We start from the raw sequence: 26,632 nt of genomic DNA on the forward strand, positions 1-26,632 counted from the left end.
CACGCGGGAGGTCGAGTCGAACACCAGTCGTGATCACGGGGGAAGCCGGGCCGAATACGAGCCGTGACCACGTGGGAGGTCGAGTCGAACACCAGCCGTGATCACGGGGGAAGCCGGGCCGAATGCCAGCCGTGACCACGCGGGAGGCCGGGCCGCGCGTCAACCGCGATCACACGCTCAGTCGTTTCAGGTGCTCCTCCCGCACCAGGTCGAAGCGCAGCGCGACGGAGACCAGCGCGGCGCGCTGCCAGTCGGCCTTGCGTGAACCGGACGACGGCTTGACGCGCAGTTTCGTACGCGCCAGATAGTCGATGTGGAAGTTGACCGCGGCCCGGGTCAGTCCCGCGCAGCCGGGGACCTCGCCCAGCCGTTCCAGCACCTCCGGCACCGTCGGGATGACCGAGGACGTGCAGTCACGGAGGCGCGGCTCGCAGAGCGCGACCAGCACGAGGAAGTACTTCGCCGTCTCGTCGAGAGGAAAGCCGGAGACCGTCGGCTCGCCGACCGCCGAGGTCTCGGGCGCGTCGGGGTCGATGAAACTGTGCTGCGAGGCGAACACCAGGAACGAACAGGCCCCGCCCGCCACCGGGAGCACCACGCGGGCGAACTCGAACGGCACGGGCGCCGCCGCCCGCCGAGGAGCCACCTTGAGAAACTCCCCTCCGCCCTCGGGATTCTCCACGACCAGGGTGGAGTCGTGGCTGAGATTGGTGAGCAGCCAGTAGTCCTGCACGGCCTGGATGATCCCGGCCCGCCGGGAGATTCCCGGATGGTCCAACGGAAAGTCGACCGGGGCGCTCGCCGTTCCGCGACCAAAAGTGATCTCGTGGCCCGGAGAAAGTTCGACGACGACCGGTCCGGCGCCAGAGCCCTCGGCTTGCAAGAGGATTGTCCGCATCCACCCCGCCCTTAAAGCACCCTGGAACCTTCGAGGTTCCCAGGCCCCCAGCCTATGCCGAACGATGTTCTCGTCAGCGCTGAATTCAGGGGCCAGCGTGCAGACAACCGCCGTTCGGCGAGGACCGAAACGGCGTGCTCGAAAAACAATTCCACGGGAGGAAAAGCATGTTCGCAGCACGTACGCGGGCGGGAGCCGCCGCACTGGGGGCCACGACGTTGCTTCTGCTGTTCACGGGTGCGCCGAGCGCCCACGCCGACCCGGTGCCGCCGAAGGACGCGCTGGTGATGACCGACGAACCCCGCGACGGAGAGGTCGGCACGTTGGGCACCTCGTGCGGCGGCGTCACCAACCCCTGCGGGATCGCCTACAACCGCACGGGCTCCACACTGCAGCTCAGCCGGGACGCCAGCAGCCATTTCTACTGCGGCGCGAAGGGCCCCTACCGCGACCTGCCCAGCGGGCAGAACTCCAACGCCTACGGCTCCCCGCACTGGCCCGACGTCGACTGTGTGCGGTCCAACACCCGCTGGATCGTCACCAACGGCCGCGTCTACCCGCCGGGCGAGTGGATCAGGATCTGGACGTCGAAGTGGTTCTACGGCGCCTGACGCCTCACTCGTTCTGAGCGGGGAGAATCTCTTCCCGTACTAGGCGGCGGCCGGTCCAGCACGATGGACCGGCCGCTGTCTTTCTTTCTTTTCCGGACCCGGAACCGGGCGGCTCCTCTGACGCACGCGACGGGAACTTCCGGGCTCCGGACCCGGAACGGACGGCTCCTCTGACCCACGCGGCGAGAACTTCCGGGACCCGGCCCCGGGCGGTGGGGCCGCTCCTCCGACCTACGCGGCGGGGAGGCCGAGCTCGGTCAGGCCGAAGCCGAGCTGGCTGTACAGCTCCAGTTGGTCGAAGTACTCCCGGTGCGTAACGATCATGCTGTTGGCGACGTAGGCCACGCACGAACCCCGGACGGTGATGCGCCGTCCGGTTCCTTCCACCTCGCGCCCGTCAGGCAGGAGGAAGGGCCCCATGTGGGTGCCGGTGAGCGTCCATTCCGCGATCACGGGATCGTCGCAGGGGACCTCCAGCCAGACCGTCTGATGAAGGTCCGGGAACCCCTTGAAGAACTGCTCGTAGAGCCAGGCGATCTGCTCGTGTCCTTCCATCATGCCTGTCGGTGAGACGACGACGGCATCCGGGCTGTAGAGCTCAAGCACCCGGTGCAGATCATGGGTGTTGACCGCCTCGGACAGCCGGCGTTTGATCTCCCAGGCGTTCGACATGACGATGGCCCTCCCGGTGCGAGACGAGGCAATGGGCGCTGTTGGGCTCTGTTTGGGCTCTTTTGGGCCCCGAGGCTCCCGAGGTGATCGGGATGCCGTACGTCGCGGCGCTCGGGTGACATCGGGTCGGGCCGGAGCGCTCGACGGCGCTCCTTCGAGGCTACCCAGTGGGGAGTCAGCCGCCGGTCCCGGTGGCGTCGTATTCGCATCACGGAAGGTGACGCGGTCCTACGACCACCCCATAGCGGTGCAAGCAAGACAAAGGAGCTATAAACACCAGCTGCCTCCGGGGAGAGCGCGACGCGTTTGCTAAGCGGAGGGTCCTCCGTTAACGTCGATTACACCGAAACGGAGAGCTCTCCGTTCCGAGGAGCATCGGAGGAGAACCCGTGCGTCACACCAAGCTCGGCCGTACCGGCCTCGACGTCCCGGAGGCGATCGCGTGACCACACCCACACCGCAGACCCCGCTCGGCACCGGATACGGCCCCGCGACGACCGCGAGCGAGATCATCACCGGCGTCGACCTCACCGGCAGGACCGCGATCGTCACGGGCGGCTACTCCGGCCTCGGCGTCGAGACGGTCCGCGCGCTGCGTACGGCCGGAGCGTCGGTCGTCGTTCCCGTACGGAACCGTGAGAAGGCGGCCGAGACCCTCGCCGGCGTCGACGGCGTCCGGCTCGAACCGATGGACCTCCAGGACCCCGCGTCGATCGACGCGTTCGCCGACCGCTTCCTCGACGCCGACCGGCCGCTGCACATGCTGGTCAACAGCGCCGGAATCATGGCCGTCCCGCTCTCGCACGACGCACGCGGCCACGAGTCCCACTTCGCGACCAACCACCTCGGCCACTTCCAGCTGACGCTCCGGCTCTGGCCCGCGCTGCTGCGGGCCGGAGGCGCCGGTGGCGCCAGGGTCGTCGCGGTCTCGTCGTGGGGACACCGCCAGTCCGACATCGTCTGGGACGACGTGCACTTCGAGCGCCGCCCGTACGACCCGATGAGCGCGTACGGGCAGTCGAAGACGGCGAACAACCTCTTCGCCGTCGAGCTCGACCGGCGCGGACGCGACCACGGCGTCCGGGCGTTCTCCCTGCACCCGGGCAGGATCCTCACCCCGCTCGTACGTCACACCAGCCCGGACGTCCTCCGCCGGATGGGCATGATCGACGAGAACGGCGAACCGCTCATCGACCCGTCACGGAACATGAAGAGCCCCCAGCAGGGCGCCGCGACGAGCGTGTGGTGCGCCACCAGCCCGCGCCTCGACGGGTACGGCGGCGTCTACTGCGAGAACTCCGACATCGCCCCGCTCGTCCCGCTCGTCCCCGAGGGCGACGACCCGGTGGCCGCGGCCGAGGAACGGGTGAGAACACAGGAGTCCTTCGCCTTCGGCGTCATGCCCTACTCGATCGACCCGCACTCCGCGACCCGCCTGTGGGACCTCAGCGAGAAACTCACCGGGGTCTTCCTCTGAAAGAGGTGGTGCCGTCGTACCTGAGAGGCACGGCGTGTATGGCACCTTCCGTATCCGAAAGGCGCGGCACCGACGTCGTACGCCCTCCGGCTGCGACCGATCGTTCTGACCGGCCCGACGCGGTCCGGCCCGGCCCGGTCTGACCTGGCCCGGCCTGGCGCGGCGCTTCCTCCCGATCGTCCGATATCAGCCCCGCGTTCCCCGGTCGCGCTATCGGCCCGGTTCCTCCTCCGGCCGGTCCTGCCAGGTGGCCTCCGAGCACAGGACGCGGGCCGCCTCGTGGGGTTCGGCGTCCCTGACCACGTAGTGGTCGGCGCGTCCGTTGTAGCGCTCCGGGCGGAGCACAGTCACGATGCCGGAGACGAATACCTGGCGCCTGTGCGGATAGCGGACGTGCACCTGCCGATCGACGGTGAGGCTGCCGTCGAACGGCTCTCCACCGATGACGTCGTCCTCCCACCGCCAGAGGCGGCAGCTGAGACCCGGCGACAGGAATCCCCTGCCCTCGTAGGGCATGGTGAAAGTCCGCGAGCTCCCCGGATTCAACTCCTCGGCGATGCGTTCCTCGTCGGACACCTCGCGCAGCCGCTCCTCCTGCTCGTGCGGTTCCCAGGTGTTGAACTGGTGCGGCAGGAATCCCATGGCCTCCTGCTGCGCGTAGTAACGATCGACGAGGGGGTCGGCGAACCGGCCGGGGCGGTCCTCGGGACGGGCGATGCTCTCCCGGGTGACCTCGGCCCCGTCCTCGATCTCGACGCCCTGTGCCCGCAGCCACTCGTGGATCGTCATGCCCTTCCCGCGCAGCCCCTTTTCCACCCGGCTCAGCCACTCCTCGAAGCCCGACCGGGAAGGATCGACCCGCATCGAGACCCAGTCCTGGGCGACCGAAAGGGGCACGGGCACCGACCGGGGCTTGGCAGGCGGAGGCAGCAGCTCAGGCGGGAGCGGCGGTGGGACGTACTCCTTCGGCATCGGCACGATGTACGACGCGCCCGGCTGGTGCACCAGCGGATCGAACGCGTCACGGATCGGCCAGAAACGCAGCAACCACCGCTCCTCCGGACCATCCGCGTCTTCGTCCGGCTCCTCGTCCTTGGTGAGCGGCTCGAAGTACATCGCCATCCCGTACTCGAAACACGGCGGCCCGATGAGGAAGTCGTGGCCACGCCGGTCCATCATCAGGCACAGGTAGACGACACCGCTGTCCGCCACGAAGGTCACCTGGTCGACGGGTGCCCAGGAACCTCCGGGGCTCGGCGGCTCACCGTCCCACGCCTCCATCCGGACATCCGCCACGAAGTGGTACCCCTCCGGGCTGCTCCACTCCCCAAGGTCGGTGCCCGACAGGGAGAACACCCCGTACTCCACGTAGACCTCATCGTCGATGCTGCGGAGCATGCGTGCCATGTGCGTCCCTCAATGAATCCAACTCCGGCCGGTCGCGGGTAGCCTGCCGCAAGCGTCCGACAAAACCACGCGGACGGCCTTTCATCCTGGCCACGACGGATATGTGTGGGCGAGGATACGGGTTTCGCTCGGCCATGGTCGATCACCCAGAAGCGTGGCGCCACCACGTCGGCCCGTCAGGTGAGCTCGAACCAGATGACGGTTCCGCTGGAGTCGCGATGGAAGCCCCAACGGGTGGCGAGGCCGTTGACGAGCACGAGCCCTCGTCCGCCGGTGGCCTCCAGGCCGGAGTTCCTGGCGCAGGGGATCCGTGTGGAGCCGGTGTCCTGGACGGTGATGATGACACCGTTGGGGAGGAAGGCCACCGTGACGACGAACTCCCTGGGTCGGTCGCTCGGTTCGGCGCCGCTCGGTTCGGGGTTGGGCGGCCGGTCTTCGAGTGATGTGCTGGAGTGTTCGACGGCGTTGGTGGCGAGTTCACTGGTGAGGAGTATGGCATCGTCGCGGAGCGGATGGTCGTCACCGAGGATCTCGGCGACGAAGTTCCGCGCGAGCCTGACCTGGTCGCGTGTGGCCGGGAAGCGCTGGGAGATCACGGGCGTGGGCTCCGGAGAGGTCGACCAGCCGTGTGTCCGGTCAAGGTGTGACGACCACGGCGTGGTCGGTTGAGCCGTTTCCCTAAGGCTGCCGGTCGGGGGCCGGAACCGGTCAGCGAACACGCCGACGAGCACGGACAGGAGTCGCGCGGTCATTCCGGTCACCTCCCCTGCTCGTGATCTCGGCGCCCTGGTTGTCTCCGCTGCTCCTGATGTCCCTGCCAGGGCCTTCGGGCTGCTGCCCAGGAACGGGGATCGGGTGGTCTGCCCTGGGGAGGGGACGCCGCAGCCGCTCGTGCCGGTCGGGGACGAGGTGGGGACGGAAGTCCTCGATGTGCCGCATCCGCGCGACGAGTTCGGCGGAGGTGTCGGCCTCGATCAGGCCGACACGCTCCCGGCACCACGCGGGGGAGAGTGCCCACCAACGTTCGGTGGCCTCGCCGTACCAGAGACACCAGCCGGTGAACCGAAGCGTGTCGTCTCTCTTGTACGAGAGCGGTGTGGGGAGGTTTTCCGCTGTCCCGGTGGCCGCTTCGACGGGTGGCGGACTCATGCCGTCACCCCTTTCCGGTACGCCTCACGCCTGCCCGGCAAGGGTCGTACACCCGGCGACTCCCGTCCGTACGAGGGCTGCCCGTACGGCGGCGCGGCCATCGCGGCCGGTCGCGCGTGGCGTCCCCTGCCTGCGGGAGAACCCGCGAAAGGACGGCTCATCGGGCGCGCGGTCACGGCGGTGAACGGGTTCGGCGCGGTGGTCGCGGGTGGCACGGCCGAGGGCAGCCGACCGCAGAGCCCGAGGCGGCGCCGGACCGTCATGCGGGTGCGGACCTGGGCCGGGGTGGGCTGCTCCCACAGATGACCGGGCCGATGCGGCAGGCTGACGGCATCGTGCGCGTACGGCGGATGGCCACACCAGCGACAGCCGAGAGGCGAGGGCGGCTGCTCGGCATGCCAGCGGACTCTGATGATCTTGGGTGTTCTACTAGGGTTGGACACAGGTCGCACCTCCAGTGTGCGGTCCAGGCTCTGCCGGGTGACGTCATTCGCCCTGGCAGAGCCGTTTTTATGGTGATGTCATCGGCCACGTCCGTGCCTTGGCCGGTGGATTGACTTCCGTTTCGGGAAGCCGCGATCTCTGTGTGAGGGTCACGTACACGTCAGGCGGGGCCACCGCGTACTCCCGTCGCTCCCGCATTCATGACTCCTCACAGAGAGTGAAGTTATTGATGCGGAGAGGCAGCGACATCAGCGCCGTTGATACTTTGACGAGGAGAGGGGCCAAGCGCGTCAGAGCGGGTTACCTTGAGGCCATGGCCTACTCGGACCCGGCGGCGGAGAGTGTGGGAACGCGCGTACGACGTGCTCGTAAGCGTGTGGGCATAACCCAGAACGAGCTGGCGCGGCGCATCGGCCGCGCGCAGTCCTGGGTGTCCGGAGTGGAGAACGACAGCATTCCCCTGGACTCCATCGCGCTGGTCAACACCCTCTCTCGTGTGCTGCGTGTACACCCCAACGAGCTCACCGCGCGCCCCTATCGCGGCGACACCCCGGCCGAGGATCGCGGCCACTCGGCGATCCCTGAGATCCGCCGCCACCTGGAGCGCTACGACCTCGACCCCGAGTGGGTCGGCGAGGTGCGAGCGCTGTCCGACCTCCGTGCCGCGACCGATCACGCCCGCTGGCTACGGGGAGAGGCCCGCTACGCGGAACTGGCCGACGCATTGCCGGCCCTGCTCTCCGAGCTCCAGGCGGCGACTCACCTGTACCCCGAACCCGACCGGAGCTCGGCATTCAGGTTGCTCGCACTGACCTATCTGGCAGCCGACTCGGTGGCCTACACCCTGGGCTACGCCGACCTTTCGCTGATCACTGCCAGCAGGGTCCGCTGGGCGTGGGAACGCGCGGGGGATCCGTACAACGGAGCCGTGTTCGCCTATCTGCGGATCCGGAGCCTGTGGGCCAGTACCTCGTGGAACGACGCGCTCACCCTGCTCGATGCCGCATGCGCCGACATTGAGGGCGAGTACACCGCAGGACATCCTGAAGCGCTGGCCGTCTGGGGCGGCCTCCAACTACGAGCAGCGATCACCGCCGCCCGCAAGAACGACGCCGATGAGGCGTGGTCACGTCACCGGCTCGCGGCCGAGGCGGTAACCCGGCTCGGATCACGCCAGCGCACCGACTACTACGACCTGTCCACCACTCAGACGAACGTCGACATCCACGGCGTTGCCGTTGCCGTCGAACTGGGAGACGGCCCCCAGGCCGTACAGCGCGGGGAGGCCATCCAGCTCCCGAAAAGCCTGAAGGCCAGTCGTGCGGGGCATCACCATCTCGACCACGCCCGTGGGCTGCTGTGGTGCGGCAAACGGGAGGCCGCCCTGGCCGAGCTGGAGCGCGCTGAGAAGGTGGCTCCTCTACTCGTCCGGAACCATCCGATGGCGCAGCAGGCTGTGCGGACCTTGCTGGATCTTGAAAGGTACAGCTACCGGGAGCGAATCCGTCGGCTTGGCGTACGGATGCATATCCTCTAACGTCCACCGACTCCTAGAAGTTGATCAACGGAGGCTGGACTATGGGCACTGGCAAAGTGTTTGAGAGGCGATCACGGGCTCGGTGCGCCTGTTCGAGATCATGGCCTCGCTGGTCGGGGTGAGGCTCATAGTCGCGAGCGAGCCGCCAATAAGCAGCACCCGCCCCATCACTCGCCACTAGGCATGCGCCTAAAACCATGCTGGTTAAGCGGCTTACCAACGGATGTGCACGATGATGCCCAGCACATGTTGTGCCCAGAGCATCAGCTGCCCGCGGCGCCCCTTGATCGGCGAATCCGCCTGCTGTCTGCTGTTCAGTACAACCCCGCACCCGTGGCTGAGGGCTCGGCGGCTCAACTGGAGCTCTTGTCGGCTCCGCCAGCCCAGCACACCCATGATCTGCTAGGTCGCCCCTTGGTCTTCACAGCGGACGAAGTGCCGGTAGACGGTCCGCCAGGGCGGGAAATGGCAGAGTTGCTGCTAGAGGCAACTGGTGCGCGTCACGCACATGATCGTGTCCATCGCTTCACGTCGTGGATGCTTGGTCGGGCAGCCACCCGAGTGTAGGGCGGGAAGTAGCGGTTCAACCATGACGCCCACCACTCATTGGCCAGATCAGAGGAGTAAAACCGTTGTCGTGTCATGCCTCCATACCCATCTGGCAGGACGGTCCCAAGATCGCCTCCCAAGCACACTGAGATCAGTTACCCAGTAGTCGTCAACCTAGGTAATACTAAGGGAATGACGGAACCCTCCAGTGAGTACTCCCGGTTCGCATCCGACGGTAGAGAATGGTGGAAGCTTAAAACCGTGATTGGCGGCAAGCGCGCTTTCGGTGGGGAAAGGCGAATAGCTGCTTGGCTTTGGTTTAATGCAGAAGTTGGTGATACTTTCACTATGCGACAGCTGCGTCAATCCTTAGGTGACGTTGACGGAGAAGCTGAAAACGCCGAACAATTGAATCGCCGCCTGCGGGCTTTGCGTCCAGATGGCTGGATCATCGTCTCGTATAAAGATGACCGAACTCTTCCGCCCGACACGTATCGTCTCGATAAAAAAGGAACTCCCATATGGCTAGACAAGCGTGCTGCAAAATCCGCAGTTTCCCAACGGACGCGCCGCCTCATTATGGAGCGTGACGGTTTCCGTTGTACCTTGTGCGGTGTGGGAGGTGGCGAGTCATATCCTGGCGAGCCTGCAACAAAGGCAAAGCTTACGATTGGCCATAGGATACCCGAAGCCCGTGGAGGATCTCGTGACGAAGGAAACCTCCGAACGGAATGCGCACGCTGTAATGAACCTGTCCGGCATGAGGCTGCCGATCCTGAGACTTATGACGAGGTTTTCGCTGAGGTGCGTACACTCAAAGGTCAGGACCTACGCTCACTTCTCACATGGTTGCAGTCTGGAGAAAGGACGCGTTCTAAGCTTGATAAGTCTTACGATCGAGCCAGAAATCTATCACTTCATGAGCGCGATCGAATGATCATAGAACTTCAGCGAATGCTTGGAAGTTAAATCGCCAAAAAATGGTAAACAGAGCCCTGTTTTACTTCACTTAAATTTCCCAAAAAGCCTGTCTGGCCATGCCGTCACCTCTTAGAAAAGTTTTTTCTGATGCATTTTCCAAGAAGCGTAGAGGGTGAGGTTCTGGATTTGCTTAACGGAATTTAAGTGGTTTGCTGAATCGGGATTAATGTTGCCATGTACAATCTCGTTTCGGGTATCAAGGGAATGTTCGGCGAGGTTTGTGTCGATGTGCACCCTATGATTGCGATCTGTGTTCGCGGCATCATCGATGTTCTTCGCGGCCATATGCGGCTGTGCAAACTTGGCTTGATGGTTGTTTCCTGGCACCTTTGGCTGGACGACTTGTATGGTTTTTTCCCAAAAAAATCATACTGTGCACCAAGATACTGGCTTCGCATCGCCAGAGTCACTTCAGTTTCGTCAGTCACTTGCGTTAATATCGCTCACATGTTCGGGCCTGGGGTGCAGTGCGGCAACTACCGTCTCAACGGCGATAGGCAGCAACTCGTGCTCCCAGAGACGGACAACCTGCCAGCCTGCGGTCTCAAGAGCTGTGTTGACTGTCTGGTCTCGTTCCATATTCCGGCGCAGCTTTGGCGTCCAGTACCACTCATTGGTGGTGGGCTGACGTCCATGTTCTGGACATACATGCCAGAAGCAACCATCCACGAAAACTGCGATCTTGCGGGCGGTGAAGACGATGTCCGGTCGAACCTTCACGCTTTCAAGATCAAGCCGGAAGTTTTTCCTGTAGCGATAGCCAAGCCGATGCAGGGCGCTACGCAGCGCGACTTCCGGTTTGGTGTTTGTTCCACGGTTGGCCTGCATGTTACGCGATCGACCCTCGTTGAGAGGGGCAGGGTAGAGCCCACGTTCATGGGCCTGCTTGCGGGCTTGAACTCTCTTGTGACTAGACACATCCGTCCTGGTGGGCGCACGGTACGGCTTCCTGTCATCTGCGAAGATACAGCTGTCAACTCGTTCGTGTCGCGTCCAGGCAATGAAAGGGGTCATCGTGACCGAGCAAACACTCCGTGTCATCGAGATTTGTGCTGGCGCCGGCGGCCAGGCCCTTGGACTCGAAAAGGCGGGCTTCGAGCACGAGCTTGCCATTGAACTGGATGAAAACGCTGTTAACACACTCCGGTATAATCGTCCCGGATGGAAGGTGTCTCAAGGAGATGTAGCGGACCTTAATGTCTGGAATCCTGCGGATTATGCTCCAGGTCCAGATCGCCGCCCTGTCGATCTCCTTGCTGGTGGAGTACCCTGTCCGCCATTCACTGTCGCAGGTAAGCAATTGGGAGCGACTGACGAGCGCGACCTTTTTGCTTGGGCAGTCGAGCAAGTCGAAGTTGTCCGACCCCGCGCTTTACTGTTGGAGAATGTGCGTGGATTGAGCATGCCGCGTTTTGTTGGCTATCGTCAACACGTCCTTGATCGGCTCAGGGAATTCGGCTACGCTGCAGAATGGCGTCTTCTGCAGGCTTCGCATTACGGTGTTCCGCAGCTACGTCCCAGATTTGTGCTTATTGCTATGGCGCCCGACGATTTTGCGTACTTTCACTGGCCCCAACCCATCGGGGAACCTCCGACAGTGGGAGAGACTCTCTTTCCCCTAATCTCTGCTAATGGCTGGAAAGGGGCAGATGAATGGGCGGAGAAGGCAAACGATATTGCCCCCACCATCGTCGGGGGCTCTAAGAAGCATGGTGGCGCTGATCTCGGCCCCACCAGGGCTAAGCGTGCATGGGCAGAGATGGGGGTGGATGCCCTTGGTGTGGCTAACCATGCTCCTAGCCCAGACGATGAGTTCCGTGTAGGCCCCAAGCTCACCTGTGAGATGGTTGCTCGGATCCAGGGGTGGGACGACGGTGAGTTCCAATGGACTTTCACTGGTAAGAAGACATCAAACTATCGCCAGATTGGAAATGCCTTCCCTCCTCCAGTTGCCAAGGTGCTGGGGGTTGCAATCGCTGCTGCACTCAATCGTACGGCTGAACAGCGCGAGCTTGATCTCTCTCCAAAGGATGATCTAATCTATCGGGCGCTTCGCGATAAGGGCGATTTTATGACTTCAGCCCAAATTGCCCGGGCTACTAAGCTAAATTTAGAGCCACATGAGTTGGAGCGTCGGATTAGTCTGCTCGGGCGTGACTTCTATATCGAGATCAGGAGTGAAAGCGCCCCGGCGGCTTACAAGCTTGGCCAGTTCAAGGCTTTTCTTGGCCAGGAAGATCATATTCGTCATGACCAGTTCGAGCAGCATAGGGCAAAGATTAGCTAGTTATGCCATCTAGGTGCACAGAAAGTATAATAATATGCTCCCGTTCTTCTTGGGAGTTAATTATTTTCCGCGCCCATTTGTGAGATTCAAACGTAAGGGCCGCTTTGGTTTGTTTTCAAAAGGCGACAGCGTATTTTTCGCAGAATGTGCCAGCTCTTCAGGCCGGTAGCCACTCGTTCGCCAGGGGCGCAGGGCTTGGCGCAGACGGAGTTGGCGCTCCCCTGTGGTGATGGCTTGCTCTGATGCGCATTAGTTCGCGCTGACCTGCACGGACGTACCCCTTGTCGGTCAACGCGATCTCAGGGGCGTGGTAGTTCGATTGCTTGTAGCTCCCTATCTAGCTGCTGGTAGACCGGTGTTCTATCGTAAGAGGGGGCTCACGGTTGGCGTCGTTCTTGCAGCTCGAAAAATAGGGACAGCGGCGGCATGGCTTGATTGGTCTGTTGATGGTGCCCGGGTCCGCGACCTCAGGATTCGGGCGGATGATGATCTGATCGTCGAGGCGATCAAGAGCGCGGACAAGGCCGGGATCGACTGCCCGCTTGGTTGGCCGGATAAGTTCGTTGATTTCATTGCGGCTCACCGCGCTGGGCATGTCGAGGTGCCCGGTGGCATCGCAGGTATTGAATGGCGCAGAGACCTTGCCCTCCGTGTCACTGATCAGGTGACCTCGAAGCTGGCACTCAGACCCCTGAGTGTCTCTGCTGATCTCATCGGCCATACCGCTATGCGCTGCGCAGCCCTCCTTGCTGACCTTGCTCGGCAGGGGCAGTCGGTCGACCGCAGTGGCACCGGTGTTGTGGTGGAAGTTTATCCCGCAGCATCTCTCAAATGCTGGGGTCTACCCCACAACGGCTACAAACGTTCCGCGAATCGTGGCGGACTGGCGAAGCTAGTCGACGAACTCCAAAAAACGGCGCCATGGCTAGATTTGGGGATCCACGAACAGATCTGCCGGACGTCCGATGACGCGATAGACGCCGTTATCGCCGCACTCATCGCTCGCGCTGCATCTCAGGGTCTGGTGACCGCTCCGGCGCCGGACCAAGTTCGTTCGGCATGCTCCGAAGGATGGATCGCGCTCCCCACCGGACCTCTGAGCGAGCTTCGCCCGACTGGATGAGGTCGAGGACCCTGCGCCACTACGACGAGATCGGGCTGCTCACACCCGCCTGGGTCGGCGGGAACGGCTACCGCCACTACGAGGAGGACCAGCTGCTGCGACTGCAGCAGATCCTGGTGCTGCGGGAGCTCGGCCTCGGTCTCGCCGAGATCAAGGAGATCGTCGACCGGCACACCGACCCGGTGGCGGCACTGCGTGAGCACCACCGGCGGCTGCTGGGGGAGCGCGACCGGCTGGACGCGGTGGCCCGCGTGGTCGCCCGTACCATCACCGAACTTCAGGAGAACGAAGGGAAGGGTGACATGTCCAAAATCAGCAGGCCGGAGAACCTGTTCGAGGGGTTCGACGGGGCGGGGTACGGCGCGGAGGCCCGCGAGCGGTGGCCGGGGCAGTGGGAGCGGTCCGGGCAGCAGGAGCTCCTGGACACCGTGGCTCCGCAGGAGATCGAGAGCATGGGGCGGGAGGCGACGGCGGGAATGATCCGGATGGCCGAGCTCATGGCCGCCGGAACCCTCGCCGACGACCCCGTGGTTCTCGTCGAGCTTGACGCTCACTACCGGCACATGACCCGGTTCTGGACGCCGACCGCGGCGGAGTACGCGCACCTGGGCCAGATGCAGGCCGACGACGAGACGTTCAGGGCGAACTACGAGCGGATCGCCGAGGGTCTGGCCGCGTACATGCGCGACGCCATGACCGCGTACGCGCACGCCCGGCTGAGCTGAACCTCGCTGGGTGAGGGGTGAAGGAGCTGCAGATCCTTCACACCGTTTTTCTGGCCGTGCGGACGGTCATCGCGCGGTGGCGAGGACGAGGGAGGCGACGGCCAGCGCCAGGAAGGCTCCGGGGAAGGCGATGTTGCGGAACACGCGAGTACGGACGTGGACGGCGACGGCGCCGACGAAGAACAGCACGAGCCCGATGGCGGCGGCGATGCCGACGAACCGGACACCGAGCAGCCCCAGGAGGAGCCCGGCGGCTCCGGCGGCCTTCAGGATGCCCAGCGGCGGGATCCACGACCGCGGGATGCCCACTTCGGCCGCATTGGCCAGGACGAACCCAGCTCGTGAGAAGTCGGCGAGGGCGGCCCAGACGTTGGCCGCGATCGTGACGACGGTGACGACGACGTAGGCGATGAACATTCGTACGGCCCGCGCTCAGCCGGACAGGCGGGGGAGGCCGGAGTCGCCGGGGAGATCGGAGGAACCGGGGAGGCCGGAAGAGCTGGAGAGGTCGGAGGAACCGGGGAGGCCGGAAGAGCTGGAGAGGCCGGAGTCGCCGGGGAGATCGGAAGAACCGGGGAGATCGGAAGAGCTGGAGAGGTCGGAAGAGCCGGGCAGGCCGGAGTCGCTGGGGAAACCGGGGAGGCCGGAGGGTTGGTAGGCGCCGAGGATGTCGAGTGGCTGGGGGGCCGGGGCGGGGCCCACGACCCACTTGGCCACGGTCGCCTGCAGCCGCCGCGCCGCCGCGATGCCCGGCAGCGGATTCTCGACGCCCTCGTCAAGCTCCAGCAGGGCGACGAACTCGGTGCTTCCGACAGGGCGCAGGTACGCGTACCGGACGCCCTCCGGCCGTTCCTTCTCCACCGCCGCGAAGGCCGTCTCGATCGCCTCGACAACCTCCGCGACCCCCTCGTCGGCCACCTGGTAACGGACCATCAGGACGGGCATGGTGTCTCTCCGTAGATCGTGTGGGTGTCGGCGAGCCGCTGCCCGCCTGCCGTGCCAAGCCTTGCCGGGCGCTGACTTGGCGTCCAATACCTGCGTCTATAACCTGGCGGCATGGATGTCGACACGCGGCTGCTGCGGTACTTCGTCGCCGTGGCGGAGGAGGGGAGCCTCACCCACGCCGCGGAACGGCTGTTCGTGTCGCAACCGGCGCTGACCAAACAGATCAAGCAGCTCGAAAGCCTGCTCGACGTGCGGCTGTTCACCAGGTCCCGGACCGGAATGGCCCTCACCGAACCGGGCCGGGCCCTGGCGGAGCGGGTGCCCGCCCTGCTGGCCGAATGGGACCGGACGCTGCGGGAGACCAGGCGCGTGGCCGGACAGGCGGCCCGCGTGCTGCGGGCCGGGTTCATGGCCAGCGCCGCCAACGAGGCCACCCCGCACATCATCACGGCGTTCGCCGGTCGCAGGCCGGGCTGGAGGGTCGAGATGCGGCAGGCCGCGTGGTCGGACCCGACCGCCGGGCTCGCCGACGGGGACGTCGACGTCGCCCTGTTGCGCGTGCCCTTCCCCGGGCAGGACGCCCTGCGGGTGAAGGTGCTGTTCGCCGAGCCCCGCTGGGTCGCGCTTCCCACGGCACACCCGTTCGCCGCGCGAGACCTGATCCCCTTCCGGGACCTGTGGGACGAGCCGTTCGTGGCGGCTCCGCCCCGGACAGGCCGGTGGCGGGACTACTGGCTGGCCGCCGACGAGCGTGACGGCCACCCGGTCCGCGTCGGCGCCGTCACCGCTCAGCCCGACGACTGGCTGAGCGCGATCGCCAACGGCTACGGCATCGCCCTGGCCCCCGAATCCGCCGCCCGCTTCTACGCGCGCCCCGGCGTCACCTACCGGCCCGTGAGCGGCGTCAGCCCCACCCGGGTCGGCGTCGCCTGGACACCCGCCGACGACACCAACCCCGTCGTCCAGGACTTCGTCCACTGCTGCGTCGAGAGCGGGTCGCCAGTGTGAACCGTACTCAGCGGGCCGCCGGCGCTGTCGTGGGTTTGGCCTCGCCGGGGTGTTTCCCGTTCCGGCCATGGATGACGAGATGCGCGGCGGCGACGGCTGGGACGCCGGTGAGGCCATCGACGATACGCGGGGGACCGGGCCTGCCGGAGCCGGTCGATCTCGTACGGCGTCTGGCGGGGTGAACGAACGGCGGCGACCGTCAGTGATCGGTTTCCGTTCGTACGCCGAAGGGGTTGTCGATGGCGTATCTCCAGTACCCGTCCCGCCCGCGCCGGGCGACGTCGGTGGCGGTGCCCCGGATGTGCACGGGCCAGCCGTCGCGGTCCGTGCCGTCGATGACCCAGTCGACGACCAGCAGGGCGAGGTCGCTCGTGGCGTAGACGTGCCGTGGCCGGACGGCGATCGGCAGTCCCAGGTCCAGGAAATGGCCGTTGGCGATGTCGATCTGCTGCCCGGTCAGTGGCGAGCCCGACTCCGGGACGAACACCGCCCCGCTCTCGTAGACCTCCGCCACGGCCTTCGCGTCACCGCGGTTGAATCGCTCGGCGAAGACCGCGGGTACGTCCTCGGGACGTTCGGCCAGCTGTCGCGTCATCAGCCTTTTTCCATTCGATCGGGTATAAATCAGTCAGACGCGGCAACGTTAGGAGGCGCCTTCGTGACTCACCAAACGGTTGGTCGTCCGGGCCTGCCCGACGACCCCCGCGCGAACGTCATCGAACCCACCCCGTCGTGCCCGGTGGAGATCACCCTGTCGGCCCTGCACGGGCGCTGGACGACCCTGCTCATCCGTGAACTGCTGCGGGGCGACCGTACGTTCAGCGAACTTCGCCAGGCGCTGCCCGCGTTGTCGGACAAGGTGCTGTCCGATCGGCTGGCGCGTCTGACCGAGGCCGGTGTGCTCGATCGCCACCGTCGGCCCGGCTGGCCGCCCCGGGTGAGCTACAGCCTCACCTCCCACGGGCGTGACCTCGGCCCCGTCCTCCAGGCGCTGTGGGACTGGGGCGCACGGCAACGACCATGATCACGTCGTGAGAGGTCCCGGGCGCGGTCGGGTTTGTGTCGGTGGTGGCCGTTACAGTCGCCGATCATTGTCGCCCTTCCACTGAGGAGACCGCATGACCGAGCCCGACGTGACGATGGTCAGGATCGGCCAAGGTGTCGAGCTGGGGCGGCGGGGTGAACGGGAGGCCGCTCGGAAGCTGTTCTCCGAGCTGTGGGAGGAGATCGGGGTGACGGGCGACCCCCTGCACCGGTGCGCTCTCGCCCACTCGATGGCCGACGTACAGGACGAGGTGAAGGAGGAGTTGCTCTGGGACCTCCGCGCCCTGGAGGCGGCCGACCTGGTCACCGACGAGCGGGCTCATCAGGCGGGTGTCGTCGGTTCCGTGAGCGGTTTCTATCCCTCCCTGCACCTCAATCTGGGCGACGCCTACCGTAGGCTCGGCGACCTCGATCGGGCGCGTGACCACCTCGAACGCGGACGCGCCGCCGTTGGCGCGCTCGGTGAAGACGGGTACGGGCAGATGATCAGGCAGGGGCTGGACCGGCTCGCCGACCGCATGCGGACGGCCTGATCACCCGTGAACGGCTGGGCTCCCGCCGGGCGTTTCCCGAACCGCGGAGGTCGTGGGCCCCGGTCAGTTCGACCGGTGCCGGTGGCGAGCCGCGCTCTGATCGGCCCACTCCGCGATGCGGCGCAGCAAGGTGGTGGCGACGGGGGGAGGGGAGGAGAGGAGTACGGTCGCGTGGAAGGCGTGGGGCATGCCCTCGTAGATGTCGAGCTGGACGTCCCCTCCGGCGGCGGAGGCCGCTTCGGCGAAGCGCCGCGCGTCGTCGAGCATCACTTCCTTCGAGCCCACCGCGAGCAGCAGCGGCGGCAGCCCGTGAAGATCGCCGTGCAGGGGGGACTGGGGCGCTTGGTCGGGTCGCGCCCCGGCCAGATACTGGGTGCGGACGTGGTCGAGTACGGCCCGGTTGACGACGTCCTGGCCGTCGTTGACGTCGATGGACGGGCTGGACAGGGTGAGGTCGGTCTGCGGGGAGACGGCCAGCGCCGCCACGGGGAGGGAGTCGCCCGCCTGCTTGAGCACCAGCAGCGCCGACAGCACCAGCGTGCCCCCGGCGGACTCACCCGCCAGGATGATCCGTGACGCGGGTACGCCCTGGTCGAGCAGGCTCCGGTAGGCGGCCACCGCGTCGTCGAGGGCGGCCGGATACCGGTGGGCGGGCGCGAGCCGGTAGTCCACCGCCAGGACGGGGCGGCTGGTCGCCTGGGACAGGCGGTGGGCCATGAGCTGCTCGAAGTGGGGGTTCTTGTACTCGAATCCGCCTCCGTGAAGATAGATCGTCACCCCCTCCTCGACCGTGGCCCGGCCCGCGGTGACCCAGGTGCCGGGAACGCCACCGGTGTGCGGCAGGACGGGGGTGAGGTCGGCGTCGGCGGGCAGGGCGGGGGGACTGGAGTGCAGGGTCTGGAGCTGTGACAGGGCCTCGGCGCTGTCGGCGGGCGTACTGGGGACGTGTGTGACGTTCACGATGTGATCCTTTTAAGTGATGGGTGGGCAGGCGGGCGTGTTCTGCCTGCTCCGGGGACGTATGAGGTCACCGGGTGTGCGCGGTGGTGGCGTGGGTGAGGACGCCGGACGCGTGCGGCGGCGGTGGTGAGTGGCCCATGGTGCGGGCAGCGCGAAACCGTCGCGCGCCGAGCCGGTCACGGGCGTGAAGGGCATGAGGGTATGAGGGCATGAGGTCTCGATGACCACGCGGGGACATCGGGACGTCAGCCGGTTACCCACCCGGTGGATCCGAACCCGTTGAATCCAAGTCAGCCGGTTGTCGACTCTCTGAACCCGAGCCATTTGGACCCGAGTCAGCCGGTTGTCGACCCGTTGGATCTGAGCCCGTTGGATTCGAGTCAGCCGGTTGTCGACCCGTTGGAATCGGGCCCGTTGGATTCGAGTCCGTTGAATCCAGGTTCGTTGGATTCGAGAAGGGCTCGCGGGTGACGGTGGTGCTCAGACCACCGGGCGCGGGGACGGCGCGCGGGCGCTGTGCGGTCAGCCGCCGCCTGTGAAGTGTGAACTCACGATGTCATCCCTTGGCTACGGCGCCTCCATGCCACCGCCGTCCTCCCGGCCGGTGGCACGCGACATACACGTTATTACAGGGCTTCGCGACGAACGCTGTCAAGGCGCGACACTTTCCGCTGTTCTGTTCGCCGGAGGAAGTCGGACCTTGTTCGTCCAGGTAAGTACCGTCCTGTTCGCCGAAGGTGGCCCGGACGGGCCGCGATGATCGTACGGTCGGGCGTATGGGCATCGAAGATCGGAAGGTCGGCGGCGAGGGGAGGGGCGCTCGTCGTACCGGCTACCGGGACGCGTCGGACAGGGCCCCGGGGACACCCTGGACGCGCGGGCGGGTTCTCGCGGTGGCCGCCGTGCCGGTGGCGGGGCTGCTGGCGTTCCCCGCCGTCGTGCCCAACACCGTGGGCAACCTCGGCAGCCTGATGGAGACCTTCCTTCCCTGGGGTGGCCTGGCCGTTCCCGTACTGCTGGGGCTGGCGCTGCTGCGTCGCTCGGCCCTCGCGGGGGTGTTCCTGGTGCTGCCCGCGGTGGTCTGGGTCGTGGTCTTCGGCGGACGGTCGCTGCCCGCCGACCGGGGGGCGGCGGGCGACCTGACCGTGCTCCAGCACAACGTCGGCGAGGAGAACCCCGACCACGGGGGGACGGCGCGAGCGCTGGTGGGGGCCGGTGCCGACCTCATCGCCCTGGAGGAACTGACGCCCGCCGTCCTGCCCGTCTACGAGAACGCCCTCGCGTCCGGCCATCCCCACCGCGCGGTCGTGGGCACCGTCGGCCTCTGGTCCAGGTATCCCCTGGCGGACTCGCGGCCGGTGGACATCAGGCCCGCGGACGTCGGGCCCGACTGGAACCGCGGGCTGCGGGTCACCGCGCGGACGCCCCACGGTGACGTGGCCGTGTACGTCGCCCACCTTCCCTCGATCCGTATCCGGCCGACGGAAGGTTTCGGTTCCGGACGGAGGGACGAGAGCGCCGCCGCGCTGGGTGCGGCCATCGCCTCGGAGGCGCTGGACAGGGTCGTTCTGCTGGGAGACCTCAACGGCACCCTCGACGACCGTGGCCTGGCCCCGCTCACCTCCCGGATGGTCTCGACGCGGGAGGGGTTCGGTTTCAGCTGGCCCGCGGTTTTCCCGCTGGCCCGGATCGACCACGTCATGGCCCGTACGGCGACCCCCGTCGCGGCCTGGACCCTGCCCGCCACCGGCAGCGACCATCTGCCGCTCATGGCCCGCGTCGCGCTCTGACGCTCGCGGGCGCCAGAAGCGGTTCGTACCGTTCTTATTGGGCCTCGGTGCCCGGGGTCTCTTGGGGATGGAGCCGTCAGAGGCCGGGAATCCGGGCTTCGTTATGCTCGGGCGGTGAGTTCCCCGAGAACGCTCGTACTGTGGGACATCGACCACACGCTGATCGACGCCGGTGGTGTCACCGCCGACACCTACGCCCACGCGTTGCACGCCACCACCGGCCGCCGGATGGAACACCCGGTGCAGGTGGCCGGGCGGACCGAGCGGGCGATCATCACCGAGATCCTGCAGGCGCACGACGTCGACGTGTCGGACCCGCTCCTCGACTCCTTCTACGTCGCCCTCGCCGAGGCGTTCGTCGTGCGCGAGGCCGTTATGCGGGAACGCGGCCGGGCTCTGTCGGGGGCACGCGAGGTGCTCGCGGAGCTGGCGGAACGCGAGGACGTGGTGCAGTCGGTGCTCACCGGCAACACCGAGCCGGTCTCGATCGGCAAGCTCACGGTGTTCGGGCTGGACGGCTTCGTGGACTTCGAGGTGGGCGCGTACGGCACCGACCACGAGGACCGCGCCGAGCTGGTGGCCCTGGCGCAGAAGCGCGCCGAGGGCAAGTACGGGGAGTCCTTCACCGTACGCAACACCGTGCTGGTCGGTGACACGCCGAACGACGTCCGCGCTGGTCAGGTGGGCGGGGCGAGGGTGATCGCGGTCGCCACCGGCTTCAACGACGCGAGCGTCCTGGGCGAGGCCGGTCCCGAGCTGGTACTGGGGGATCTCGCCGACACCGAAGCCGTCGTACGGGCCGTGCTGGGCACACCGGACCGTGCGAACAGCGACCGCTAGGCCGGGACAGCCGTGCGAACAGCGACCGCTAGGCCGAGGCAGCCGGATCGGGCGAATGGTGACCGCTAGGCAGGGACAGCCGGAAGGGGCTCGCGAGCGCTTCTCGTCGGTCTGTTTTCGCGGGATCCGCCCGGCGGGGTTCCCCGGCCGCGGGTCGTCGCGGGCCGGGGCGTCGTGGACGGGACCGGTCAGCCCTGCACGGCTCGTGCTAGCGGTGTCGAACCCTCGGGGGAGAGCGGGGAGGTGAGGATGACGGGGAGCTGGGACATGAACCTGGGCTCGGTACCCAGATGCTCCTGTGCGGCGTGCACGGTGAACGGGTGCACCAGGTATATGTCTCCCGGCTGTCCGGTGGCGTGGGCGATCGGGCGCTCCACGCTGGCCCGGTCGACCGTGCCTGCCGCCTCCATGAAGTCGAACACCCCGTCGGCCAGTGCCCCGGCCGTGTCGCGCTGGGAGCCGACCCTGATCCGGGTCGGTGCGTCGTCCGGGCCGACGTCGGAGAACAGGATCAGCAGCAGCATGGTCTCGGGCCTGCCGCTGACCGCCCAGGTGCCGTCGGGACGGCCGAAGTTGGCGTCGATGTGCCAGCCACGGTCGTCGGCGGGCGCCACGTTGGGGAAGCGGATCGGGACCATGCCGACCGTGTAACGCGGTGCCCATCCGCCCGCGCCGCAGATCTGGTCGAGCGCCCCGGCGAGCTTGGGCGAGCGGATCGTCTGCCCGAGGGCACCCTCGCCGGTGTGGTCGGTGGCCCACACCACCGGCTGGGTCCAGCCCGCCGGGTCGTCGGGGGAGAGCCCTATCTGCTGCCAGAGCAGGCCACGGGCCTGATCACCCACTTCCCGGGGAACAGCCGCCTCAAGCTTGACGAATCCGTCGGAGACGAAACGCTGGATCTGTTCGGTATCAAGCGGATGCATGCCGAGCACGTTAGCGGTCTCTCCGTACCCGCTTCCACGGGATTTTCGCCGGGCGCACACGGGGCCGCGCGGGTACGGATCGGGGGTCGCGCGGGGACGGGCCGGGGTTACGTGGGGACGGGCCCAGGTTGCGCGGGTACGGATCGGGGGTCGCGCGGGGACGGGCCGGGGTTACGTGGGGGCGAGCCCAGGTTGCGCGAGGGCAGGTCGGGCGTACGTGGGGCGAGCCGAGGTTGCGCGGGGGCGAGCCGGGGTTGCGTGGGGACGGGCCGGGTGTATGTGGGGACGGGGCAAGGTTGCGCGGGGACAGGTCGGGCCTATGTGGGGACGGGCCTGGCGTACGCGGGGACGAGCCGAGGTCGCGCGGGGGCGGATCCGGGTTACGCGGGGAGGAGCCGGGTGAGGCGTTCGCGTAGTAGTGCCAGGGCGCTCTCCGCGTCGCGTTGCCCGGCCAGCACGGCGATACCCAGCCCGGCCGCGGTGGCCAGCAGCACGATCGCCTCCGTACGGGGGTCGAGGTCCGCCGCCAGGTCGCCGTCGTTCCGCGCCCGGGCGAGCTGGTCGGCCACGAACGTCTCCATCGCGTCCGGTGCGGCCAGGAAGGGGTGCGCGGCCAGCGCCCTGTCGGTGACGGCCAGCACCGCGTAGGACGTGTAGGCGAGGTGGAAGATCCGGCTGCGCTCGTCGGCCGGGATCGACTCGGCGAGGACGGCCTCCAGCACCTCGCGCGGCCGGTGCGTCCCGGCCAGTCTCGCCTTCAGCCGCTCCGCCATCTGCTCCGCGAGCCGCCGCAGCGCGAAGAGCGTGAGCTGCTCCTTGGTGTCGAAGTAGTGCTGCACCAGGTGGAGCGAGACGCCCGCCTCGGTGGCGACGGCGCGCATCGTGACGGCGTGCAGCCCGCGCGCGCCCATCACCCGCAGGAGCGCCTCGGCGATGTCGTGGCGTCGGCTCTCGCGGTTGTCGGCGCGGCTCATGCGATCTCTCCATGGACAGGACCTCGGATAGTTGGTACAACTGTACCCTATACAGTCGTACCAACTTAACGAGGAGGCGGATCATGGACGGTGGCACCCGCGCCCACGTGGGGCACTTCGTCGACGAGGTGAAGGAGCGAGAGTTCCGGGACGCCTACGCCACGGCGATGACGCTGTGGCCGCCGCACGACACGATCGACGTGGAGACCGGATTCGGAACCACCAGGGTCTACCGCTGCGGGACGGAGGAGGGGGAGCCGATCGTGCTGCTCCACGGGAACGGGGCCAACGCCTCCAACTGGTACCACCAGGTGGCCGGGCTCGGACGGCACCACCCGGTCTACGCGGTCGACACGATCGACGACCCCGGCGGCAGCGTGCAGCGCAGGCCCGTGACCGGCTCCGGCGACGCCGCGGCCTGGCTGTCGGAGGTCCTCGCCACCCTCGACCTGACCCGCGCCCATCTGGTCGGCCTCTCCTACGGTGGCTGGCTCGCGCTCAACCAGGCCGTCCACCGGCCGGAGCGGCTCGCCTCCGTCACCCTGCTCGACCCCGGCGGCCTGGAGAGGGTGCCCGCGCGGTTCCTCCTCAGCCTGTTCGCGGCGGTGTTCGCGATGCGGGCCCCCGCGTCCTGGCGGCCCCGGCTGGCCCACCTGCTGGCCGTGCACGCCCTGGTCGAACGCTCCGAGATCATGGATCCCGTCATGGTCGGCGCCCACGCCTTCCGCCCGCACCGCAGTCCCGCGCGGCGGTTCTCCGACGACGAGCTCCGTCGCGTGACCGTGTCGACGCAACTCGTCCTCGCGGCACGCACCACGCTGATGCGGCCCGGCCGGGCACTCGACCGTGCCCGGCGGCTCCTGCCCCTGCGCCACGCGGAGATCGTGCCCGGCATCGGCCACGCGATCCCGCTTGAGGCACCGGAACTCGTCACCGACCGCGTCCTCGGCTTCGTCGACCGTACGGCCGGCCAGATCTGAGCAGGTCTGGGCACATCTGAGCAGGTCTGAGCAGGAGATGGGGGGAAGAGACGATGGCGGGCAGAGCGTTGGTGCTGGGCAGCGGCGGGATCGTCGGCATCGCGTGGGAGATCGGCGTCCTGGCGGGCCTGGCCGAGCACGGTGTCGACCTGGGCGAGGCCGATCTGGTGATCGGCACGTCCGCCGGGGCCGTGGTGGGCGCCCAGCTCGCCGCCGGTGTCGGCGTCGAGCGCCTGTACGGCGGGCAGCTCGCGCCACCGGATGACGAGCATGCCCCAAGGGTCTCGGCACTCGGCCTGGTACGCCTGATCTGGACGCTGAACCGGTCGAGGACCACGACCGAGTTCGGCGCCCGCATGGGCGGGATCGCCCTGGCCGCCAGGACCGCGCCGGAGGCCGAACGCCGGGCGGAGATCGCCCGCTGGCTCGGCGAGGTACGCGAGTGGCCGGACCGGCCGCTGACGATCACCGCGGTGGACGCCGGGACCGGCGAGCGGGTCACGTTCGACGCCGGGAGCGGGGCGGACCTGGTGGACTGCGTCGCGGCCAGTACTGCGGGACCGGGCATCCGCCCGCCGGTCACCGTCGGCGGCCGTCGGTACATCGACGGCGGCATGTGCTCGCCGGGCAACGTCGACCTGGCCGCCGGTTACGACCGCGTCGTCGTGCTCGCGCCCATGACACGCGGCGGCGGTGTCATGAAGGGGGTGGCGGAGCAGATCGCCGAGCTGGGTCCGAACTCCGAGGTGGTCCTGATCGAGCCCGAGCCGCGGGCGTGGAAGCAGGTCGTCGGCGGAGGTCTCGGCGGCATGCTGGACCCGGCCCGCCGCGCCTCCGCCGCCCGTGCGGGACGCGCCCAGGCCGCCCACGAGGTTCCCCGAACGGCCCGGCTCTGGCTCTCTTGACCCCAATGGTTCTCTTCGAGCGGGGCCGGACCGGGGTCCACCTTCGGCGGGTCGGGGATCTCGGCCTGTTCGGGACGGAACCTCGGGTCCTGGACGGAACCCCGGGTTCCGGACGTGACCTCGGGTCTCGGACGCAGCGGTGCCGTCGTGCGGCTTCGCTCGTACCGGCGGATCGGTCTTGTATCGGCGGACCAGGTCTCGTATCGGTGGATCGGTCTTGTATCGGCGGATCGGTTTTGTGTTGACGGACCAGGTCTCGTGGCGGACCGGCCTCGTATCCGCGGATCAGTGAGGTGAGCCGGTGGACATCGCTCCGGTGTCGATGAGGCGGACCAGTTCCGGAAGGACCGTGCCCAGGGGGGCGTCGACGGTGAGTGCCGCGTAGTCGTCGCCGCGGGTTGGGCCCTGGTTGACGATCGCCACGGGGATGCCGAGCTTCGCGGCGTGCAGCACGAACCGGCGGCCCGACATCACCGTCAACGACGACCCGAGGACCAGGAGCAGGCGGGCCCCCTCCACGAGGGCGTAGCACTCGCGGACCCGCTCCGCCGGGACGGTCTCCCCGAAGAAGACGACGTCGGGCTTCAGCATCCCCCCGTCGCACGCCCGGCATCCGACCATCTGGAAACCGTCGATCTCCTTCTCCGGCAGTTCGACGTCGCCGTCCGGGTTGATCGCGGTGGGCAGGGCGCCGAAGCGCGGGTTCGCCTCGGTCAGGCGGCGGTCCAGCTCCTCGCGCGGGCTGGAGTGGCCGCAGCCCAGGCAGACCACCTCCCGGAGGTTGCCGTGCAGCTCGATGACGGACCGGGCGCCGCCCGCCTGGTGCAGGCCGTCGACATTCTGCGTCACGATGCCGGAGACCAGGCCCCTCCGCTGGAGGGACGCGACCGCGCGGTGGCCGTTGTTCGGCGCCGCCCCGGTCATCGCCCGCCACCCGATGTAGCTGCGGGCCCAGTAGCGCCGCCTGGCCGCCGGGTCGCCGGTGAACGTCTGGTAGGTCATGGGGGTGTGCCGGGTCAGGGTCCCGCCCGGCCCCCGGTAGTCGGGGATCCCCGACTCCGTCGATATCCCGGCGCCGCTCAGCACCAGGACGCCGCCCTCGGTCAGCAACTCCGCCAGCGTGCTCGTACCCTCGCTCACCCCTCCATGCTGCCTCACCCCGGACGCCGGGCGGGCTCTGGGGGGGGGCGTCAGGTGCCGGTGTGGTCGCCGTCCCGTACGAGCAGCGTGCCGAACGCGACGGTGAAGAAGGAGTCGAAGGCGCTCGCCGAACGGTCGGCGCGGGCCATGACAAGGGCGCCTTCCCAGGCGCAGAGAAGGAAGCGGGCCGTCGTCTCCGGGTCGAGGTCGGGGCGTACCGACCCGGCGTGCCGGGCCTCGGTGAGCGCCGCCGCGATCAGGGCGGACCACTGCCGGAACCCCTGCTGTACGGCCGCGCGGATGACGTCGTTGCGATCGGCGATCTCGGCGCCGAAATTACCGAGGAGGCATCCCCGGGTGAATCCGTGCCGCACGGTCTCGTCGCGGAGGAACTCGAAGTGCCCGCGCAGGCGGGTCAGGGGTTCGACCCCGCTGTCGGCGAGATCCTCCAGGTGGAGCCCCGCGCCGTAGCGTTCCAGGGCGACGACGGCCAGGGACTCCTTGCTGTCGAAGTGGTTGTAGAAAGATCCCTTCGGGGTGCCGGCCGCGTCGGTGATGTCCTTCACCCCGGCCGCGTTGTAGCCCCGGATGTGGAACTGCTCCAGCGCGGCCTCGACGATCTCCGCGCGCATGCTCTTCCTGGCCATGGTCACCCCCTCGGCCCTCAATATGTCCGGTCGTCTTATATGCCGTCAAGTCGTGATGAGGGAGCTATGGCGCTGTTGACACC

28 protein-coding genes are annotated in these 26,632 nt (G+C 67.3%); 14 read left to right on the forward strand and 14 right to left on the reverse strand.

The features are described 5' to 3' along the window. Positions 1–169 precede the first annotated feature (169 nt). Positions 170–733, reverse strand: a complete 564-nt coding sequence (locus ACW9TB_RS19550) for a hypothetical protein (RefSeq protein ID WP_472749440.1) — start codon at positions 731–733, stop codon at positions 170–172. A gap of 332 nt (positions 734–1,065) precedes the next feature. Between ACW9TB_RS19550 and ACW9TB_RS19555 the strand changes: the two genes are divergently transcribed. Beyond that, on the forward strand, positions 1,066–1,509 hold the full coding sequence (locus ACW9TB_RS19555; RefSeq protein WP_472749441.1) for a hypothetical protein: 444 nt from the start codon (positions 1,066–1,068) through the stop codon (positions 1,507–1,509). Positions 1,510–1,740: 231 nt separating this feature from the next. Here ACW9TB_RS19555 and ACW9TB_RS19560 read toward each other — a convergent pair whose 3' ends face one another. Then, positions 1,741–2,181 (reverse strand): ester cyclase, encoded by a 441-nt coding sequence (locus ACW9TB_RS19560; protein ID WP_472749442.1) that lies wholly within the window; start codon positions 2,179–2,181, stop codon positions 1,741–1,743. Positions 2,182–2,623: 442 nt separating this feature from the next. On the opposite strand from ACW9TB_RS19560, the gene ACW9TB_RS19565 reads away from it, so the two are divergent. Next, positions 2,624–3,658: an oxidoreductase gene (locus ACW9TB_RS19565; RefSeq protein ID WP_472749443.1), complete on the forward strand. Its 1,035-nt coding sequence runs from the start codon at positions 2,624–2,626 to the stop codon at positions 3,656–3,658. Between the two features lie 210 nt (positions 3,659–3,868). Here ACW9TB_RS19565 and ACW9TB_RS19570 read toward each other — a convergent pair whose 3' ends face one another. The 3 genes from ACW9TB_RS19570 to ACW9TB_RS19580 form a co-directional block, all read right to left on the reverse strand. Further along, positions 3,869–5,065, reverse strand: a complete 1,197-nt coding sequence (locus ACW9TB_RS19570; protein ID WP_472749444.1) for a hypothetical protein — start codon at positions 5,063–5,065, stop codon at positions 3,869–3,871. A 176-nt stretch (positions 5,066–5,241) separates the two neighbouring features. After that, positions 5,242–5,661: an ATP-binding protein gene (locus tag ACW9TB_RS19575; protein ID WP_472749445.1), complete on the reverse strand. Its 420-nt coding sequence runs from the start codon at positions 5,659–5,661 to the stop codon at positions 5,242–5,244. Between the two features lie 112 nt (positions 5,662–5,773). After that, positions 5,774–6,214: a hypothetical protein gene (locus tag ACW9TB_RS19580; protein WP_472749446.1), complete on the reverse strand. Its 441-nt coding sequence runs from the start codon at positions 6,212–6,214 to the stop codon at positions 5,774–5,776. Positions 6,215–6,971: 757 nt separating this feature from the next. On the opposite strand from ACW9TB_RS19580, the gene ACW9TB_RS19585 reads away from it, so the two are divergent. Next, the gene (locus ACW9TB_RS19585; RefSeq protein WP_472749447.1) at positions 6,972–8,195 is read left to right on the forward strand and encodes a helix-turn-helix domain-containing protein; all 1,224 of its coding nucleotides are present in this window, start codon (positions 6,972–6,974) and stop codon (positions 8,193–8,195) included. Between the two features lie 1,128 nt (positions 8,196–9,323). Beyond that, the gene (locus ACW9TB_RS19590; protein ID WP_472749482.1) at positions 9,324–9,713 is read left to right on the forward strand and encodes an HNH endonuclease; all 390 of its coding nucleotides are present in this window, start codon (positions 9,324–9,326) and stop codon (positions 9,711–9,713) included. Between the two features lie 432 nt (positions 9,714–10,145). On the opposite strand, the gene ACW9TB_RS19595 is transcribed toward ACW9TB_RS19590, so the two are convergent. Then, positions 10,146–10,643 (reverse strand): very short patch repair endonuclease, encoded by a 498-nt coding sequence (locus ACW9TB_RS19595; RefSeq protein WP_472749448.1) that lies wholly within the window; start codon positions 10,641–10,643, stop codon positions 10,146–10,148. A gap of 97 nt (positions 10,644–10,740) precedes the next feature. Between ACW9TB_RS19595 and ACW9TB_RS19600 the strand changes: the two genes are divergently transcribed. The 3 genes from ACW9TB_RS19600 (at position 10,741) to ACW9TB_RS19610 (ending at position 13,860) form a co-directional block, all read left to right on the forward strand. Next, complete coding sequence (locus ACW9TB_RS19600) at positions 10,741–12,012, forward strand: DNA cytosine methyltransferase (protein ID WP_472749449.1); 1,272 nt, start codon at positions 10,741–10,743, stop codon at positions 12,010–12,012. Positions 12,013–12,367: 355 nt separating this feature from the next. Further along, a complete protein-coding gene (locus ACW9TB_RS19605; protein WP_472749450.1) occupies positions 12,368–13,135 on the forward strand; it encodes a DUF429 domain-containing protein in 768 nt (255 codons plus the stop codon). Next, the gene (locus ACW9TB_RS19610; RefSeq protein ID WP_472749451.1) at positions 13,132–13,860 is read left to right on the forward strand and encodes a MerR family transcriptional regulator; all 729 of its coding nucleotides are present in this window, start codon (positions 13,132–13,134) and stop codon (positions 13,858–13,860) included. The genes ACW9TB_RS19605 and ACW9TB_RS19610 overlap by 4 nt, the downstream gene beginning before the upstream one ends. 66 nt (positions 13,861–13,926) lie before the next feature. Here the strand turns inward: ACW9TB_RS19610 and ACW9TB_RS19615 are convergent, their stop codons facing one another. After that, a complete protein-coding gene (locus ACW9TB_RS19615; RefSeq protein ID WP_472749452.1) occupies positions 13,927–14,277 on the reverse strand; it encodes a DoxX family protein in 351 nt (116 codons plus the stop codon). A gap of 15 nt (positions 14,278–14,292) precedes the next feature. Beyond that, positions 14,293–14,805, reverse strand: a complete 513-nt coding sequence (locus ACW9TB_RS19620) for a hypothetical protein (RefSeq protein ID WP_472749453.1) — start codon at positions 14,803–14,805, stop codon at positions 14,293–14,295. A gap of 111 nt (positions 14,806–14,916) precedes the next feature. On the opposite strand from ACW9TB_RS19620, the gene ACW9TB_RS19625 reads away from it, so the two are divergent. Next, positions 14,917–15,813: a LysR family transcriptional regulator gene (locus tag ACW9TB_RS19625; protein ID WP_472749454.1), complete on the forward strand. Its 897-nt coding sequence runs from the start codon at positions 14,917–14,919 to the stop codon at positions 15,811–15,813. Between the two features lie 199 nt (positions 15,814–16,012). Here ACW9TB_RS19625 and ACW9TB_RS19630 read toward each other — a convergent pair whose 3' ends face one another. Then, positions 16,013–16,408: a YybH family protein gene (locus ACW9TB_RS19630; protein ID WP_472749455.1), complete on the reverse strand. Its 396-nt coding sequence runs from the start codon at positions 16,406–16,408 to the stop codon at positions 16,013–16,015. Positions 16,409–16,471: 63 nt separating this feature from the next. Between ACW9TB_RS19630 and ACW9TB_RS19635 the strand changes: the two genes are divergently transcribed. After that, positions 16,472–16,837 carry a winged helix-turn-helix transcriptional regulator gene (locus tag ACW9TB_RS19635; RefSeq protein WP_472749456.1) on the forward strand — a complete coding sequence of 122 codons (366 nt, stop codon included), beginning with the start codon at positions 16,472–16,474 and terminating at the stop codon, positions 16,835–16,837. Positions 16,838–16,931: 94 nt separating this feature from the next. Further along, on the forward strand, positions 16,932–17,390 hold the full coding sequence (locus ACW9TB_RS19640) for a hypothetical protein (protein ID WP_472749457.1): 459 nt from the start codon (positions 16,932–16,934) through the stop codon (positions 17,388–17,390). Between the two features lie 63 nt (positions 17,391–17,453). Here ACW9TB_RS19640 and ACW9TB_RS19645 read toward each other — a convergent pair whose 3' ends face one another. Beyond that, positions 17,454–18,350: an alpha/beta hydrolase gene (locus tag ACW9TB_RS19645; RefSeq protein WP_472749458.1), complete on the reverse strand. Its 897-nt coding sequence runs from the start codon at positions 18,348–18,350 to the stop codon at positions 17,454–17,456. Positions 18,351–19,126: 776 nt separating this feature from the next. Here ACW9TB_RS19645 and ACW9TB_RS19650 point away from each other — a divergent pair. Then, positions 19,127–20,140 carry an endonuclease/exonuclease/phosphatase family protein gene (locus ACW9TB_RS19650; protein WP_472749459.1) on the forward strand — a complete coding sequence of 338 codons (1,014 nt, stop codon included), beginning with the start codon at positions 19,127–19,129 and terminating at the stop codon, positions 20,138–20,140. Positions 20,141–20,254: 114 nt separating this feature from the next. Continuing rightward, positions 20,255–20,980 (forward strand): HAD family hydrolase, encoded by a 726-nt coding sequence (locus ACW9TB_RS19655; protein ID WP_472749460.1) that lies wholly within the window; start codon positions 20,255–20,257, stop codon positions 20,978–20,980. Positions 20,981–21,168: 188 nt separating this feature from the next. Here ACW9TB_RS19655 and ACW9TB_RS19660 read toward each other — a convergent pair whose 3' ends face one another. Beyond that, positions 21,169–21,903 (reverse strand): phytanoyl-CoA dioxygenase family protein, encoded by a 735-nt coding sequence (locus ACW9TB_RS19660; RefSeq protein WP_472749461.1) that lies wholly within the window; start codon positions 21,901–21,903, stop codon positions 21,169–21,171. 380 nt (positions 21,904–22,283) lie between these two features. Next, a complete protein-coding gene (locus ACW9TB_RS19665) occupies positions 22,284–22,877 on the reverse strand; it encodes a TetR/AcrR family transcriptional regulator (RefSeq protein WP_472749462.1) in 594 nt (197 codons plus the stop codon). An 83-nt stretch (positions 22,878–22,960) separates the two neighbouring features. Here ACW9TB_RS19665 and ACW9TB_RS19670 point away from each other — a divergent pair, with 83 nt between their 5' ends. Beyond that, positions 22,961–23,857 carry an alpha/beta fold hydrolase gene (locus ACW9TB_RS19670; protein ID WP_472749463.1) on the forward strand — a complete coding sequence of 299 codons (897 nt, stop codon included), beginning with the start codon at positions 22,961–22,963 and terminating at the stop codon, positions 23,855–23,857. A gap of 53 nt (positions 23,858–23,910) precedes the next feature. Beyond that, positions 23,911–24,762 (forward strand): patatin-like phospholipase family protein, encoded by an 852-nt coding sequence (locus tag ACW9TB_RS19675; protein ID WP_472749464.1) that lies wholly within the window; start codon positions 23,911–23,913, stop codon positions 24,760–24,762. A gap of 285 nt (positions 24,763–25,047) precedes the next feature. Here ACW9TB_RS19675 and ACW9TB_RS19680 read toward each other — a convergent pair whose 3' ends face one another. Together ACW9TB_RS19680 and ACW9TB_RS19685 are read right to left on the reverse strand one after the other, a co-directional pair. Then, complete coding sequence (locus tag ACW9TB_RS19680) at positions 25,048–25,902, reverse strand: NAD-dependent protein deacetylase (RefSeq protein ID WP_472749465.1); 855 nt, start codon at positions 25,900–25,902, stop codon at positions 25,048–25,050. 50 nt (positions 25,903–25,952) lie between these two features. Next, on the reverse strand, positions 25,953–26,549 hold the full coding sequence (locus tag ACW9TB_RS19685; RefSeq protein ID WP_472749466.1) for a TetR/AcrR family transcriptional regulator: 597 nt from the start codon (positions 26,547–26,549) through the stop codon (positions 25,953–25,955). Between the last annotated feature and the right edge of the window lie 83 nt (positions 26,550–26,632).

This window comes from Streptosporangium sp. H13245 (assembly GCF_055690525.1).